This is a genomic window from Caballeronia sp. INDeC2 (assembly GCF_023631325.1).
In the GTDB taxonomy this organism is placed as follows: domain Bacteria; phylum Pseudomonadota; class Gammaproteobacteria; order Burkholderiales; family Burkholderiaceae; genus Caballeronia.
On the sequence record NZ_JALQDG010000012.1, the window covers coordinates 214,041 to 228,324 of the forward strand.

Annotated in this window: 16 protein-coding genes; 8 read left to right on the plus strand and 8 right to left on the minus strand. The window is 64.1% G+C overall.

Annotated features, from left to right (window positions below):
* Positions 1–74 precede the first annotated feature (74 nt).
* The 3 genes from xerD to queG are packed head-to-tail and all read right to left on the minus strand — an operon-like array spanning position 75 to position 2,712.
* Positions 75–1,004 (minus strand): site-specific tyrosine recombinase XerD, encoded by a 930-nt coding sequence (xerD, locus tag NCS28_RS10985; protein ID WP_250513851.1) that lies wholly within the window; start codon positions 1,002–1,004, stop codon positions 75–77.
* Positions 1,001–1,483, minus strand: a complete 483-nt coding sequence (locus NCS28_RS10990) for a methylated-DNA--[protein]-cysteine S-methyltransferase (RefSeq protein ID WP_250513852.1) — start codon at positions 1,481–1,483, stop codon at positions 1,001–1,003. Before NCS28_RS10990 ends, xerD begins: the two co-directional genes overlap by 4 nt.
* Positions 1,480–2,712 carry a tRNA epoxyqueuosine(34) reductase QueG gene (queG, locus tag NCS28_RS10995; protein WP_250513853.1) on the minus strand — a complete coding sequence of 411 codons (1,233 nt, stop codon included), beginning with the start codon at positions 2,710–2,712 and terminating at the stop codon, positions 1,480–1,482. The genes NCS28_RS10990 and queG overlap by 4 nt, the downstream gene beginning before the upstream one ends.
* 18 nt (positions 2,713–2,730) lie before the next feature.
* Between queG and tsaE the strand changes: the two genes are divergently transcribed.
* Both tsaE and NCS28_RS11005 read left to right on the plus strand, forming a co-directional pair.
* The gene (gene tsaE / locus NCS28_RS11000) at positions 2,731–3,318 is read left to right on the plus strand and encodes a tRNA (adenosine(37)-N6)-threonylcarbamoyltransferase complex ATPase subunit type 1 TsaE (protein WP_250513854.1); all 588 of its coding nucleotides are present in this window, start codon (positions 2,731–2,733) and stop codon (positions 3,316–3,318) included.
* On the plus strand, positions 3,300–4,808 hold the full coding sequence (locus NCS28_RS11005; RefSeq protein WP_250513855.1) for an N-acetylmuramoyl-L-alanine amidase: 1,509 nt from the start codon (positions 3,300–3,302) through the stop codon (positions 4,806–4,808). The genes tsaE and NCS28_RS11005 overlap by 19 nt, the downstream gene beginning before the upstream one ends.
* 19 nt (positions 4,809–4,827) lie before the next feature.
* Here the strand turns inward: NCS28_RS11005 and NCS28_RS11010 are convergent, their stop codons facing one another.
* Both NCS28_RS11010 and NCS28_RS11015 read right to left on the minus strand, forming a co-directional pair.
* Positions 4,828–5,706: an EamA family transporter gene (locus tag NCS28_RS11010; RefSeq protein ID WP_250513856.1), complete on the minus strand. Its 879-nt coding sequence runs from the start codon at positions 5,704–5,706 to the stop codon at positions 4,828–4,830.
* 168 nt (positions 5,707–5,874) lie between these two features.
* The gene (locus NCS28_RS11015; RefSeq protein WP_250513857.1) at positions 5,875–6,138 is read right to left on the minus strand and encodes a hypothetical protein; all 264 of its coding nucleotides are present in this window, start codon (positions 6,136–6,138) and stop codon (positions 5,875–5,877) included.
* Positions 6,139–6,306: 168 nt separating this feature from the next.
* On the opposite strand from NCS28_RS11015, the gene NCS28_RS11020 reads away from it, so the two are divergent.
* Both NCS28_RS11020 and trxA read left to right on the plus strand, forming a co-directional pair.
* A complete protein-coding gene (locus NCS28_RS11020; protein WP_250513858.1) occupies positions 6,307–7,206 on the plus strand; it encodes a pirin family protein in 900 nt (299 codons plus the stop codon).
* Between the two features lie 78 nt (positions 7,207–7,284).
* On the plus strand, positions 7,285–8,133 hold the full coding sequence (gene trxA / locus NCS28_RS11025; protein ID WP_250513859.1) for a thioredoxin: 849 nt from the start codon (positions 7,285–7,287) through the stop codon (positions 8,131–8,133).
* A 51-nt stretch (positions 8,134–8,184) separates the two neighbouring features.
* Here the strand turns inward: trxA and NCS28_RS11030 are convergent, their stop codons facing one another.
* A complete protein-coding gene (locus NCS28_RS11030) occupies positions 8,185–9,030 on the minus strand; it encodes a tRNA threonylcarbamoyladenosine dehydratase (RefSeq protein ID WP_250513860.1) in 846 nt (281 codons plus the stop codon).
* 281 nt (positions 9,031–9,311) lie between these two features.
* Here NCS28_RS11030 and pdxH point away from each other — a divergent pair, with 281 nt between their 5' ends.
* The 3 genes from pdxH (at position 9,312) to NCS28_RS11045 (ending at position 12,355) form a co-directional block, all read left to right on the plus strand.
* Positions 9,312–9,953, plus strand: a complete 642-nt coding sequence (pdxH, locus tag NCS28_RS11035) for a pyridoxamine 5'-phosphate oxidase (RefSeq protein WP_250513861.1) — start codon at positions 9,312–9,314, stop codon at positions 9,951–9,953.
* A gap of 102 nt (positions 9,954–10,055) precedes the next feature.
* Positions 10,056–11,270 (plus strand): class I SAM-dependent methyltransferase, encoded by a 1,215-nt coding sequence (locus NCS28_RS11040; protein ID WP_250513862.1) that lies wholly within the window; start codon positions 10,056–10,058, stop codon positions 11,268–11,270.
* Between the two features lie 11 nt (positions 11,271–11,281).
* Complete coding sequence (locus NCS28_RS11045; protein WP_250513863.1) at positions 11,282–12,355, plus strand: DUF72 domain-containing protein; 1,074 nt, start codon at positions 11,282–11,284, stop codon at positions 12,353–12,355.
* Between the two features lie 7 nt (positions 12,356–12,362).
* Here NCS28_RS11045 and msrA read toward each other — a convergent pair whose 3' ends face one another.
* Entirely contained in the window at positions 12,363–12,914 is a 552-nt protein-coding gene (msrA, locus tag NCS28_RS11050; protein ID WP_250513864.1) for a peptide-methionine (S)-S-oxide reductase MsrA, read from the minus strand.
* A gap of 320 nt (positions 12,915–13,234) precedes the next feature.
* Between msrA and NCS28_RS11055 the strand changes: the two genes are divergently transcribed.
* The gene (locus NCS28_RS11055) at positions 13,235–13,747 is read left to right on the plus strand and encodes a flavin reductase family protein (protein WP_250513865.1); all 513 of its coding nucleotides are present in this window, start codon (positions 13,235–13,237) and stop codon (positions 13,745–13,747) included.
* 3 nt (positions 13,748–13,750) lie between these two features.
* Here NCS28_RS11055 and NCS28_RS11060 read toward each other — a convergent pair whose 3' ends face one another.
* Positions 13,751–14,254 (minus strand): Lrp/AsnC family transcriptional regulator, encoded by a 504-nt coding sequence (locus NCS28_RS11060; protein WP_061119413.1) that lies wholly within the window; start codon positions 14,252–14,254, stop codon positions 13,751–13,753.
* Positions 14,255–14,284: the final 30 nt, after the last annotated feature.

A 14,284-nucleotide genomic window follows, 5' to 3' on the forward strand; every position in this document is an offset into this window, starting at 1 on the left:
CTCACCATTGGCCATTCGGCCAAGTGTTCAACGACACGCCGGCCGTGGCACGATCGTGCGGAAATGAAGCGATCTTATCCGCGCGGATGATGCTCGCGATGCAGCTTCTGCAGCCGCTCCCGCGCGACGTGCGTGTAGATCTGCGTCGTCGAGATGTCGGAGTGGCCGAGCAGCAATTGCACGACGCGCAAGTCCGCGCCGTGATTGAGCAGATGCGTCGCGAACGCGTGACGGAGCGTATGCGGCGAGAGCGGCGCATGTACGCCGCCCTTCAACGCATGGCGCTTGATGATGTTCCAGAACTGCTGACGCGTCATGCCTTCGCCGCGCGCGGTGACGAAGAGCGCATCGGCGGAACGCGCGCCGAGCAACACAGGACGCGATTCGCGCAGATAGCGTTCGAGCCAGTCGTGCGCCGTCTCGCCGAACGGGATCAGGCGTTCCTTCGAGCCTTTGCCCATCACGCGCACGACACCTTCGTTCAGGCCGAGCTCAACCGTTTTCAGCGTCACGAGCTCGGTCACGCGCAGGCCGCTCGCGTACATCAGTTCGAGCATCGTGCGATCGCGCAGGCCGAGCGGCGTCTCGATGTCCGGCGCGCCGAGCAGCGCTTCGACTTGCGCCTCGTTGAGCGTCGAAGGAAAGCGCGGAGGCTGCTTGGCCGAGCGCAGCTTCAATGTCGGATCGGAGGTCACGCGGTGCTCGCGCAACGCCCACGCGTAATAGCGGCGAAAGACGGACAGACGCCGGTTCGCGGACGTCGCCTTGTCGCCGCGGCGCGCGGCCATGTAGCCGTTCATGTCGGCTTCGGCGGCTGCGTCGATGGATGCGCCGCGCGTCTTGCCGAGCCATTCGGCGAACAGCTTGAGATCGCGCCGGTACGCTTCGAGCGAGTTTTTCGCGAGCCCGTGTTCGAGCCAGAGCGCATCGCAAAAGAGATCGATCGCGTCCTGACTCGCGCTGAGTTCCGGCTTTTGTATTTCTTCAGTCGTTGCGCTCGTCATGCGATCCGTACACCTTCATGCGCCAGCAGCCAGCGCTTCACGTTGCGATAAAAACCGTCGCCGGGATGATGCGCGAAGCCGCCGATCCCGCCCGATGCCACTACCCGGTGGCACGGTATCACGATCGGCAGCGGATTGGAGCCGCACGCCTGCCCTACCGCGCGCGGCACGCTGCCGATCTCGTGCGCGAGCTGGCCGTAGGTCCAGACATGCCCCGCCGCGATGGTGCCGATGCCCCGCCACACGCGCTGCTGGAACGCGGTGCCGCGGATCGCGAGCGGCAGGTCGAAGCGCATCGAAGGCGTGTCGAAGTAACGGCGGATCTGCGCGGCGGCTTCCTCGGCGAGCGGCGTGCGCGGCTCGATGCTGTCGACATCGCCGGGCAGATAGACGATCTCGCGCACCGACTGCGCGTCGGCGCGAATGCCGACTTTGCCGAAAGGCGCGTCGATCACGGCATCGTATGGCGTGTTCTTCATGTTTGCTCCAGCGCCCATCGAACGTGTTCGCGGACGAGTTCGGACGGATCGTCGGCGCGCGCTTTCAATGCATCGACGATGGCCGCGCGTTCGCTCGCATCCAAACCGGACGCGCGCAATGCATTGCCCATCGCGACCGCGATATTGCGCAGCCAGCGCTCGTGCCCGATGCGCCGGATCGCGCTGCCCTGCATGCGCGTGTCGAAGTCCGCGTCGCTCCATGCAAACAGCTCGACGAGCGTCGCGCGATCGAGCCCATGCCGCACGTCGAAATCCGCGACGGGCGCGGCCTGCGCGAACTTGTTCCACGGACAGACGAGCTGGCAGTCGTCGCAGCCATAGACGCGATTGCCGATCAGCGGACGCATCTCTTCGGGAATGCTGCCGTGCAGTTCGATCGTCAGATACGAGATGCAGCGTCGCGCATCCACGCGATACGGCGCGACGATCGCGCCCGTCGGACATGCGCCGATGCAGCGCGTGCACTGCCCGCAATGCGCGCCCTCGTGCTCGGGATGCGGATCGACAGGCAAGGGAACATCGACAAAAATTTCGCCGAGAAAGAAGAGCGATCCGGCATCGCGATCGAGCAGCAGCGTATGCTTGCCGCGCCAGCCGTTGCCCGCCTTCTGCGCGAGCGCGACTTCCAGCACCGGCGCGGAATCCGTGAACGCGCGATGCCCGAACGGCCCGATCTCCTTCTCGATGCGCTCGGCCAGTTGCTGCAGGCGATTGCGCATGACCTTGTGATAATCACGGCCGCGCGCGTAGATGGAGACCATCGCCTGCGACGGCTTCGCGAGCCTCGACCATTCGATCGCGCGCCAGTCGTTCTTCTGACCATCGGCTGTCGCGACACTTTCATCGCCGTTTTTGGCGAGCGTTTGCGCCGGCAGATAGGCCATTCGCGCGGTGATGACGCGTCGCGTGCCGGCCACAAGCTCGGCCGGTCTTGCGCGTTTCATCCCATGTTTGGCCATATAATCCATTTCGCCGTGATAGCCTGCTTCGAGCCAGTCATTCAGGCCTTTCTCGGCATCCGTCAGGTCGATATCGCTGATACCGACCGCACCGAACCCCAGCTCGCGCCCCCACACCTTGATGCGTTGCGCGAGTTCTGCCAGCGCGTTTTCATCGATATCGAAAACGCGAGACTCTGATACGGATTCAGCGGCAGCGTCGCTGGACGCGGTCGTGACTTCAACGGAATGTTCCGGCAATCGGTTCATCACGACATTTTACGAGCAATGCCCGAAAGCCCCGTACGAACGACGCAAGACTTTCCTCCCGCGCTTCTCGAACGCCGCTTCGACTTGCGCGACGAAGCCGCGACGCTCGCTTTCGGAGAACGCTTCGCGCGCGCCTTTGACGCCACGCGCCTTCATGCATCGCAATCGTCTTCTGAACGATTTCACGGTCTGCAGGTCCAGTTGATCGGAGATCTGGGCGCGGGCAAGACCACGCTCGTGCGCGCCACGCTGCGCGCGCTCGGCCACGCAGGCCGCGTGAAGAGCCCGACCTATACGCTCGTCGAACCGTATTCGCTCGTCATCGAAAGCGGCCCGCTCGACGTTTATCACTTCGATCTCTATCGCTTCGCCGATCCGGCCGAATGGGCCGATGCCGGCTTCCGCGAATATTTCGATGCGGGCGCGCTGTGCCTCGTCGAGTGGCCGCAGCAGGCGGGCGGCCTGCTCGGCGTGCCGGACCTCGTGTTCCAGCTATCGCTGCCGGGCGAGCACGGCTCGTCCGGAGATTCGAACGAAGAAGAAGGCCGCGTTCTGACCGCGCGCGCGTTCAGCGAAACAGGAAAGTCATGTCTCGAAAGATGTTGATCAAGCCATTTCATTCGATCGAAGCCGCTGCCCTCGCGCCGCACAACTGGCGCCGCCGCCAGGTGCTGCGCGCCGGCGCCTCGACGCTCGTGCTCGCGCTCGTCGGACCGAAGCTCGCGCATGCGAGCAGCGTGCTCGGCGTGCGTGTGTGGCCCGCGCGCGATTACACCCGCGTGACGATCGAATCGGACCAGCCGCTTCAGAACGCCAACCAGCTCTTGCAGGGACCGGACCGGCTCGTCGTCGATCTCTCCGGCATCGATCTCGATCAGGCGTTGCGCGATCTCGTCTCGAAGATCACGCCGAACGATCCGCAGATTCAGGCGGTGCGCGTCGGGCAGTATCAGCCGCATGTCGTGCGCATGGTGTTCGACTTGAAAGGATCGGTGAAGCCGCAGGTGTTCACGCTGGGGCCCATCGGCAGCTACAAGTATCGGCTCGTGTTCGACTTGTATCCGGCCGTCGCGCCCGATCCGTTGATGGAACTGCTCGCGCAGACCGAGCGCAAGCAGGAGGCGCTCGACCGCGCGAATCCGAGTCCGTCCGCGCCGCCGCCCGCCACGCTCTCCGGCCCGGCCACGCCGCAGAAACCGGCGACGCCCGATTCCACCGACGAGTTCTTTCAAAAGTACGCGCAGAGCGATGCACCGGCCGAGACCGCGCCCGCACCGAAGCCTTCGGTGAAACCGCAGCGCGTGCCGACGCCGCCGCCCGTCATCGCGAAGAAGAACGACGACGAAGACCAGTACACCTTCTCCACGCCGAAGCAGTCCGGCACCACGCGTCTCTTGACGGTGGCGATCGATCCGGGTCACGGCGGCGAAGACCCCGGCGCGATCGGCGGTCAGGGCACGTACGAGAAGCACATCGCGCTCGATATCGCGAAGAAGCTGCGGGCGAAGATCGACGCCCAGCCCAACATGCGCGCGATGATGACCCGCGACGCCGACTTTTTCGTGCCGCTCAACGTGCGCGTGCAGAAGGCGCAGCGTGTCTCCGCCGATCTGTTCGTGTCGATTCACGCGGATGCATTTACCTCGCCCGACGCGCGCGGCTCGTCCGTCTTCGCGTTGTCCGAGCACGGCGCGTCGAGCGCGGCCGCGCGCTGGATGGCGGCCAAGGAAAATTCGTCGGATCAGGTCGGCGGCATCAACGTGAAATCGCAGGACGCGAGCGTGAACCGCGCGCTCTTCGACATGTCGACGACCGCGCAGATCCGCGATTCGATGCGCTACGGCAGCTTCGTGCTGAACGAGATCGGCGGCATCAACAAGCTGCACAAAGGCTCGGTCGAACAGGCGGGTTTCGCCGTGCTGAAAGCGCCTGACATTCCGTCGATCTTGGTCGAGACCGCGTTCATCAGCAACCCGGACGAGGAAACGCGCCTGAACGACGACGCCTATCGCGACAAGATGGCCAACGCGATCATGAAGGGCATCAAGCGCTACTTCGCGGCGAATCCGCCGCTCGCGAAGAGCCGCATGACGTAAGGCGCGCGTGCGGCTGAGTTCAGCGCGCCGGCAAGATGCGCTGAACGAGCCGGGCGCCGAACACGTTCACGACGAGCCCCGCCATCACGAGCGCCGCGCCCACCGCTTGCGCGGCGCTCAGTCCCTCGCCGAGAAACAGCGCCGCCGACGCGAGCCCGATCACCGGGACGAGCAGCGAAAACGGCGCGACGCTTCCCGCCGGATAGCGCGCGAGCAACTTTCCCCACAGGCTGTAACCGACGATCGTCGCGATGAACGCGAGGTAGAGAACCGCGAACACGGACACGAGCGGGATGGACGCGAGACTCGCTTCGATGCGCGCCGGTCCTTCGAAGATCAGCGAAAGCGCGAGGAACGGCAGCGGCGGAATCAGGCTGCCCCACACGACGAGCGAGAGCAGATCGACCTTGCCCATTCGCTTCGTCACGACATTGCCGAGCGCCCACATCGCGGCAGCCGCGAGCGTGAAGAGAAAACCGGCGAGGGTCATCGCGTGGCCGCCGCGCATGCCGATCAGCGCGAGCCCCGCCGCCGCGATCACGAGTCCGGCGACGTTCGCCGCGCGGATGCGCTCGCCGAGGAACATCGACGCGAAGATGAGCGTGAAGAACGCCTGCGCCTGCAGGACGAGCGACGCGAGGCCGGCGGGCATCCCGACATACATGCCGTAGAAGAGCAGCGCGAATTGCCCGAGGGAAATGGTGAGGCTGTAAGCGAACAGCCAGCGCAGCGGGATTTGCGGGCGCTTCACGAAGAACACCGGCACGGCGGCGAGCGCGAAACGCAGCGCGCCGAGCAGCATAGGCGGCACACCGTGCAACCCGAGCTTGATGACGACGAAATTGACGCCCCACGCGACAATCACCACCGCTGCGATCAGCAAATCCTTTGGCGACATCGCCCTTCCCCTCGTGTCGTGTACGTGTTGGCGAGCCGTAAAGTGTAGCGGAGGGCGTGGCGGCAGGCTTGTCAAAAGCTGCGCGCCGTGACGAAGGACGCAAAAAAGCGCCCGCGCCGGAGGACCGGCGCGAGCGCTCTCTTTTGCTTCGGTGCGTCGGAAAGACGCTTACTTGCTCTGTCCGGTTTCCGTCCCGGAGTCGTTGCCGGTTTCCGCGGCCGGCGTCTTCTTGGTCGACGTATGCCCGGATTGCTTGTGCATCTTGTGCTTCTTCTGCGTCGTGGGAGCGGCCGAATTGTCGGTTGCACCTGCGGTATCGTTGCCCATCGCCGCCGACGAATTGCCCGACGAAGTCTGCGCGAATGCGCCCGTCGCGGCGGTGGCGGTGAAAAGACCGGCGGTAATGGCGATCAACAGCTTGTTCCTGCTCATGGCGAAGCTCCTATCGAGGTTGCGAAAGTTGCGTGAAGCCGCACGCGTACCGTAGCGCGGGACGTAAAAAACGAGAGCCTCGGCGGCACGTCTGCGCCGTGCGGCATCGGCCGGTAGAATCGATTCGACACGCGCCATTCCGGCGCGATTTCCTCATCGGAACCCGCCATGCCTTCGCCGATCCGCGTATTGCTCAAGCCTCACGAACACGACGTTGGCGGCCTCATGGTGCGGCGCGTGCTGCCCGCGCTCGCGGCGCGCACCGTCGGACCCTTCATTTTTTTCGACCACATCGGTCCCGCAACGCTCGTGCCCGGCAAGGGGCTCGACGTGCGCCCGCACCCGCACATTGGACTGGCGACTGTCACGTATCTGTTCGACGGCGCGATCATGCATCGCGACAGCGTCGGTTCCGTGCAGAAGATCGTGCCCGGCGACGTGAACTGGATGACCGCGGGCCGCGGCATCGTGCATTCTGAGCGCACGCCCGACGAAGAACGCGCCTCCGGCCAGACGATGCACGGCATCCAGACGTGGGTCGCGATGCCGGCGGCGAGCGAGGACATCGAGCCTGCGTTCGAGCATCACGCAGCCTCCACGCTGCCGCAGATCGAGCGCGACGGCGTCACGCTGCGCGTGATCGCGGGTACGGCGTTCGGCGCGCAGGCGCCCACGCGCACGTTCTCGCCGACGCTCTATGTCGCCGCGCAGTTCACGGCCGGCAGCGCGATCGCGCTCGACACCGAGCACGAGGAACGCGGCGTCTATCTCGTGAGCGGCGATTTGTCGATCGATGACGAAGCGCTGCCCGAACAGCAGATGGCGGTGCTCACGCCGGGCGCGGATGCGAAGCTGCACAGCAAGAACGGCGCGGTCGCGATGCTGCTCGGCGGCGCGCCGCTCGACGGCTCGCGCTTCATCGAATGGAATTTCGTGTCCAGCTCGCGCGAGAAGATCGACGCGGCCAAGATCGCATGGGGCGAGCAGCGCATGGGCCACGTGCCCGGCGAGACCGAATTCATTCCGTTGCCGCCGCAGCGCCGCGAAAATCGCGCGCCCGAGGCATGAGGCGTGCGTGCGCGCTTGAGAGTCACGCGGATCGTCCCTATCTGTTTGGGATAGACCGCAAGCATTAGGAGAAAACGCATGGATACGACCCTCGCCACCTTCGAGCACAACGTCATCAACGCGTCAATGCTCGCGCCCGTTCTGGTCGATTTCTGGGCGCCTTGGTGCGGCCCGTGCAAGACGCTCGGACCGATGCTCGAGAAGCTGGAAGCCGAAGCCGCGGGAAAGTGGAAGCTCGTCAAGGTGAATGTCGACGAAAACCAGGAACTCGCCGCGCATTTTCAGGTGCGCAGCATTCCGCACGTGGTCGCATTTGCAGAAGGCCGCCCGGTCGATCAGTTCATCGGCGTGTTGCCGGAAGGCCAGTTGCGCGCCTTCCTCGACCGGCTCGTGCCCGAAGGCGCCGACGCCGAGCGCCACGCTGCGCAGACCGCATGGGCCGCGGGCAATCGCAAGCAGGCGATCGACACGATCAAGGCCGCGCTTGCGCTCGATCCCGGCTACGACGATGCGCGTCTCGACCTGATCGAATGGCTGATCGCGGAACGCCGTATCGACGAGGCGAAGGAAGAGGACAAGCTGCTGTCGCCGAAGACGACGCAAGGAATCGATGCACGCTACAACGCGCTGAAGACCGAGCTCGACGCCGCCGATGCCGCAGCGGCTCTGCCGCCCGCCGACGCGCTCATCGACGCGGTCAACGCGAATCCGGACGATCTCGAGGCGCGCTTCGCGCTCGCCAATCGGCTGATTGCGGGCCGCGATTACGGCGGGGCGCTGGAACACCTGCTCGCGATCGTCGTGCGCGATCGCGCCTTCATGGACGACGTCGGCCGCAAGACGATGCTGTCTGTGTTCGAGCTTGCCGCGAACCAGCCGAATCTCGTGTCGCAATGGCGGCGCAGGCTGAGCGCGGCGATCAACTGATCGTCGGCTCTACCGAAAAACGGCCAGCTAGCGAAGCTGGCCGTTTTCGTTTCAGGCCGCGCGCTTCGCCAGATCGCGCAGCACATACGCGGCGGCCGCGAAGCCGAAGCTCGCCGTCACGCACACGCTCGATCCGAACCCGGCGCAATTGAGGCCGACCGGCCCGGAATAGCCCGCGCCCGTTTCGAGATGCTCTGCGCCTTCGCTGATGTCGCACGCGGGCGCTTCGGGATAGATCAGCGGTTCGTCGGAATACACCGCGCTCACCTTGAAACGCGCCTTCGGTCCGCGCGCAAAGCCGTGCAGCTTGCGCAACTGGCCGCGCACTTTCGACAGCAACGGGTCCTGAATCGTGAGCGCGAGATCGTCGATGCGAATGCGCGTCGGGTCCAGTTGTCCGCCCGCGCCGCCGACGGTGATGAGCGCCTGCTTGCGCGCCACGCACCACGCGATGAGCGCGGTTTTCGTGCGCACGCTGTCGATCGCATCGACCACATAGTCGAAGCCGCAGCCGAGCGTCGCGTCGAAATTGCCGGGCTCGATGAAATCCTCGATCTGCCGCACGTCGCAGGCCGGATCGATGAGCTTGATGCGCTCGGCCATCGCCGTGACTTTCGCCTTGCCGTAGTTGCCGTCGAGCGCGTGAATCTGCCGGTTCGTATTGCTTTCGGCGACATTGTCGAGATCGATCAGCGTCAGCTTGCCGACAGCGCTTCGCGCGAGCGCCTCGGCGACCCACGAGCCCACGCCGCCGATGCCGATCACCGCGACATGCGCCCTTTCGAACGCGGCGAGCGCGGGCGCGCCGTACAGACGCGCGATGCCGCCGAAGCGCCGGTCGCGATCGGCGGCGTCTTCGGCGGACGGTTTTACAGCGGTTTCGGATGAAACGTTCATGGCGTGCGGTGATGAAGCCGGGTACGTTGAAAGCCAACTATAAGCCAGCAAAATGCAGCGCCGTTGTGCGGCGTCAAGCAACGCTTACAGGCGGCTGTCGAGACTGCGAAGCCAGGCGCTCGATCATGCAAAATGCGGGCGAATTGCGTATTCTGCCTTATCGAAACCTTGGACGTGATAGCTGCAAGCGCCGCACTGCCGGCACGCAACAGGTCCAGGGCTAATCAGGGCAAGAACGTTTCACCTTGGCTATACTGACCCGACTGTAGTGCTTGCATAAAATGACGACCCTCGCAGACCTTCGCAAAAACTATTCGCGCGGCGCGCTCGATGCCACCGACGTCGACCCGAATCCGGTGAGCCAATTCCACACCTGGTTCGCCCAGGCGCTCGATGCGAAGCTGCCCGAACCGAACGCCATGACGCTTGCGACCGTCGATTCGCAAGGTCGTCCGTCCGCGCGCATCGTGCTCATCAAGGGCGTCGATGAGCGCGGATTTGTTTTTTTTACCAATTACGATAGCCGCAAGGGCCGCGAGCTCGCCGCCAATCCCGCGGCGAGCCTGCTGTTCCACTGGATCGAACTCGAGCGGCAGGTGCGCATCGAGGGCCGCGTCGAAAAGACGAGCGATGCGGAGAGCGACGCGTATTACACGTCGCGTCCGCTCGGCTCCCGCATCGGCGCGTGGGCATCGGATCAGAGCCAGCCGCTCGAAAGCCGCGAGGCGCTGGAAGCGCGCGAACGCGAGATGATCGCCAAATATGGCGACGCGCCGCCGCGCCCGCCGCACTGGGGCGGTTATCGCCTCGTGCCCGATACCATCGAATTCTGGCAGGGACGCCCGTCGCGGCTGCATGACCGCATCGTCTATACGCGTGACGACGCGGGCGCGCCGTGGCGAATCATGAGACTTGCGCCGTAACGTAAAAAACGAGCGCGAGCGCTGGCAGCACCGGGATCGCAACGGCAACGAACATGAAGGCGCGGGCCTTCCCTTGATTTTCTTTAGCGCGGAGAAACAAGCATGTTCTGGGAGAAGAAGCTGACGCAGTGGGTTGAGGAAGTGCGCGACCGGGCCAATCTGCCCGCGCGGCTCGTGCTCTGGGATGGCCAGCAGCACGATTTCGGCCAGTTCGCCGCTCCTCGGGTGACGTTGCACGTGAAGAGCGCGACCGCGCTGCCCTATCTGCTCGAACCGAGTCTCGACAACCTCGGTGAGGCCTACGTCAAGGGCAAGATCGACATCGAGGGCAAGCTGTCCGACATCATCAACATCGGCTATTCGCTCGCGAAAAGCACCGTGACGAGCGCCAGCAAGCTCGCCCGCGTGCGGCGTTACTTCAATCACTCGAAGACGTCGGACAAGAAGGCCATTCAGTACCACTACGATGTGTCGAACGAGTTTTACGCACTCTGGCTCGACAAGAACATGGTCTACTCGTGCGCGTACTTCGAGAACGGCGACGAAGACATCGACACTGCGCAGCTCAAGAAGATCGACCACATTCTGACGAAGATTCAGCTTCAGCCGGGGCAGCGCCTGCTGGATATCGGCTGCGGCTGGGGCGCGCTCGTGATTCGCGCGGCGCAGAAATTCGGCGCGCAATGCGTGGGCGTCACGCTCTCCGAAAATCAGTTCAAGCTCGCGACCGAGCGCGTCAAGGCGGCGGGACTCGAAGATCGAATCGAGATTCGGTTGCAGGATTATCGCGACGTCCCGGGGCAGTTCGACCGCATAACGAGCGTCGGCATGTTCGAGCATGTCGGGCGCAAGAATCTGCCGGGATACTTCGCGCGAATCCGCGATCTGCTCGTCGACGACGGCATCGCGATGAATCACGGCATCACGTCGTCGGATGCCGACAGCGGGGAGACTTCGCTCGGCGGCGGCGAATTCATCGACAAATACGTGTTCCCCGACGGCGAGCTGCCGCACATCAGCCTCGCGCTAGAAAGCATGCAGCGCGGCGGGCTGGAAGCGATCGACGTCGAAAGCCTGCGGCGGCACTACGCGCATACGCTCGACATCTGGGCCGACAGGTTCGAGGAGAACGCGGAGCAAGCAAAGAAGCTCGTCGACGATGAGCACTTCCGCATCTGGCGCGTGTATCTCGCGGGCTGCGCGTATGCGTTCGAGAACGACGATGTGTCGATCTATCAGGTGATCTGCCGCAAGGCGGGGCGCAGCGCGCAGACCTTGCCGTGGTCGCGGCGATATATCTACGAGAAGGCGCTCTGAACCGCGAGCTAATGCACGTTGAAACGGGCGAGCAGGAAGATCAGTTCGATCTTTTCGGCGAGCCTGCGCCTGCGCTCGTTTCGGCGGAGCCTGCAAAGGCATCGAAGCAACCGAAGCCGCGCGGCGTCCTGCCCGCGCTCTTGCAGCCCGAGCTCGAGACAATCGCGAAACGCCTGCCCGACGCGGTCCATCTCGGCACATCGACATGGTCGTTTCCGGGCTGGCGCGGCATCGTTTATGGCGACGAGTACTCGAACACGAAGCTCTCCCGCGACGGCCTCACCGCTTACGGCGCGCATCCGCTGCTGAAGAGCGTGTCGATCGACCGCTCGTTCTACGCGCCGCTGTCACTGGCCGAATACGCGCGCTACGCATCGCAGGTGCCGGCGCATTTTCGCTTCATCGTCAAGGCGCCCGCCTCCGTCACCGATGCCTTCATCCGCGGCGAGCGTGGCACGCCGGACGCCGAGAACCCCGCGTTTCTGAACGCGCGGATCGCCATCGATGAATTCGTGACGCCGTGCATCGGCGGCCTAGGCGCGAAAGCGGGCGCGCTCGTGTTCCAGTTCTCGCCGCTGCCCGATGCGATGATCGTCGATCCGGCGAGCTTCATCGAACGGCTGTCGGCGTTTCTGCAAGCGCTGCCGCCGCTCGACGGCGAGTCGTGCTATGCGGTCGAGATTCGCGATGCGGTCATATTGACGCCGCGCTTCATCCGCGCGCTGCGCGAGGCGAACGTGCGCTACTGCATCGGCGTGCATGCTCGCATGCCGGACGTGCGCCGTCAGGCGAAGGCGCTCGCGTTGCTGGACGAAGAAGGAATGGGACCGCTCATCGTGCGCTGGAGTCTGCACGGCGGCTTTCGCTATGAACAGGCGAAGGCGAAGTACGAGCCGTTCGACAAGATCGTCGACGAAGACCGCGATACGCGCGAGGCACTCGCTGAACTGGCCGCGCGCTATGCAATCGCGGGCCAGCCGGTGGTGATCGCGGCAAACAACAAGGCGGAAGGCTCGGCGCCGCTCACCTGCTTCGAGCTCGCGCGCGGCATCGCTGAGGAATGCGAGCGCGCGCGGAGCGGCTAGAAGCGCATCACGCCTTCAGCCGATGCGTGAACTTCTTGCGAAACTTCGCGACCTTCGGCGCGACGACCGCCGCGCAATAGCCTTGATTCGGATGTTGCGCGAAATAATTCTGGTGATACGCCTCGGCGGGATAATAGTCGTCGGCGAGCGGCACGACTTGCGTGACGATCGTCTTGTCGAAGACGTCCTCGCGCCCGAGTTCCTCGATGACGTCGAGCGCGATCTTGCGTTGCTCGTCCGAATGCGTGAACACGACCGAGCGATACTGCGTGCCGACATCGTTGCCCTGCCGGTTGAGCTGGGTCGGATCGTGCGTCGCGAAGAAGATCTCGAGAATTTCGCGATAACCGATGACCGACGGATCGAACACGACCTTCACCACTTCCGCGTGACCGGTTTCGCCGTCGCAGACCTGGTCGTAGGACGGATTCACGACCTTGCCGCCCGCATACCCCGATTCGACCGACTCCACGCCCCGCACCGCCAGAAACACAGCTTCGGTGCACCAGAAACATCCGCCGCCGAGCGTCGCGGTCTCAAGTCTCGCCTGTTCAGTCATGCCCAACTCCTCGTCAAGTGCATGCGGCCTCGCCGCGGATCATGCATATGGATGCGCCCGGCCGTTTCTTCAATCTTCCGGACGCGGTGAGTCGAGCTTACTGGGTTTGGGCGGGCCGCGCAGAAAGCCTCTCGTGTCAGAAAACTTGCTGCCGGAATACGGTCATTTGGCGGCCGGCGACTGCCGATTCCGATAGAATCGAGCCAAATCTCCAGCTTTTACATGAAATCTGAAAAGGTTCTTCCGACTGAAGCGCGACGCGCGGCCGGCTCGGCAGCACACGACACACTCGACCGCCCATTTGCCTGCTCATCTGCCAAATGACACGCGCCAAAACCCCGAATTTCGACCCCACCGCGTTTCGTGCCGCGCTCGGCCAGTTCGCAACCGGCGTCACGGTCATCACGACGCGGACCGAGTCCGGCCAGTTGATCGGCATCACCGCCAGTTCGTTCAACTCGGTGTCGCTCAATCCGCCGCTCGTGCTGTGGAGCCTCGCGACGAAATCGGCGTCGATGCCGGTGTTCCGTGCGAACAGCCACTACGTGGTGAACGTGCTCGCATCGTCGCAAATCGACCTGTGCCGGCGTTTCGCAACCGTCAAGGGCGACCGCTTCGCGGGCGTCTCGCACGCGGCCGGCGATACGGGCATGCCGGTGCTCGACGGCGCGCTCGCGTGGTTCGAATGCCATAACCGAAGCCGCTACGACGAAGGCGATCACGTGATCTTCGTAGGCGAAGTGGAGCGTTGCGGCGTGCGCGAAGACGTTACGCAAACCGCGCCGCTCGTCTTCCATGCGGGCGGCTTCCATACGCTGGGAACGCTGGAATAACGCTCAGGGCGTGTGCGCGCGTCCCGGCTGCTCGATCAGCGCGACAGGCACGCCCGCGTCGTCTTTCATCGTCTGAAGCACGATGTTCGAGCGAATGTCGATGACGCCTGGCGCCTTGTAGAGCTTCGACAGAATGAAGTCGGAGTAATGCTTGAGGTTGTGCGCGAGCACGCGCAGCACGTAATGCGTGTCGCCGGTGACGACGAACGCACCGACCACTTCCGGCCATTCGCGCACGGCGGCGGCGAACTTCTCGTGCCAGTTTTCCTGGTCGTTGCGCATCGAGACGTGGACGAATGCTTCCAGTTCGATGCCGAGCCGCTCGCGGTCGAGGCACGCGCGATAGCTCGCGATCACCCCTTCTTCTTCCAGCAGGCGCATTCGCCGCAAGCACGCCGACGGCGATAGCGAAATGCGCTCCGCCAGGTCCAGGTTACTGATCCGTCCATCTTCCTGCAGTACCGCCAGAATTCGGCAATCCGTTGCATCGAGCGTGAAGCCGGTCATTTTTGAGTCCCCTAGCCCGTTTCATCGAAT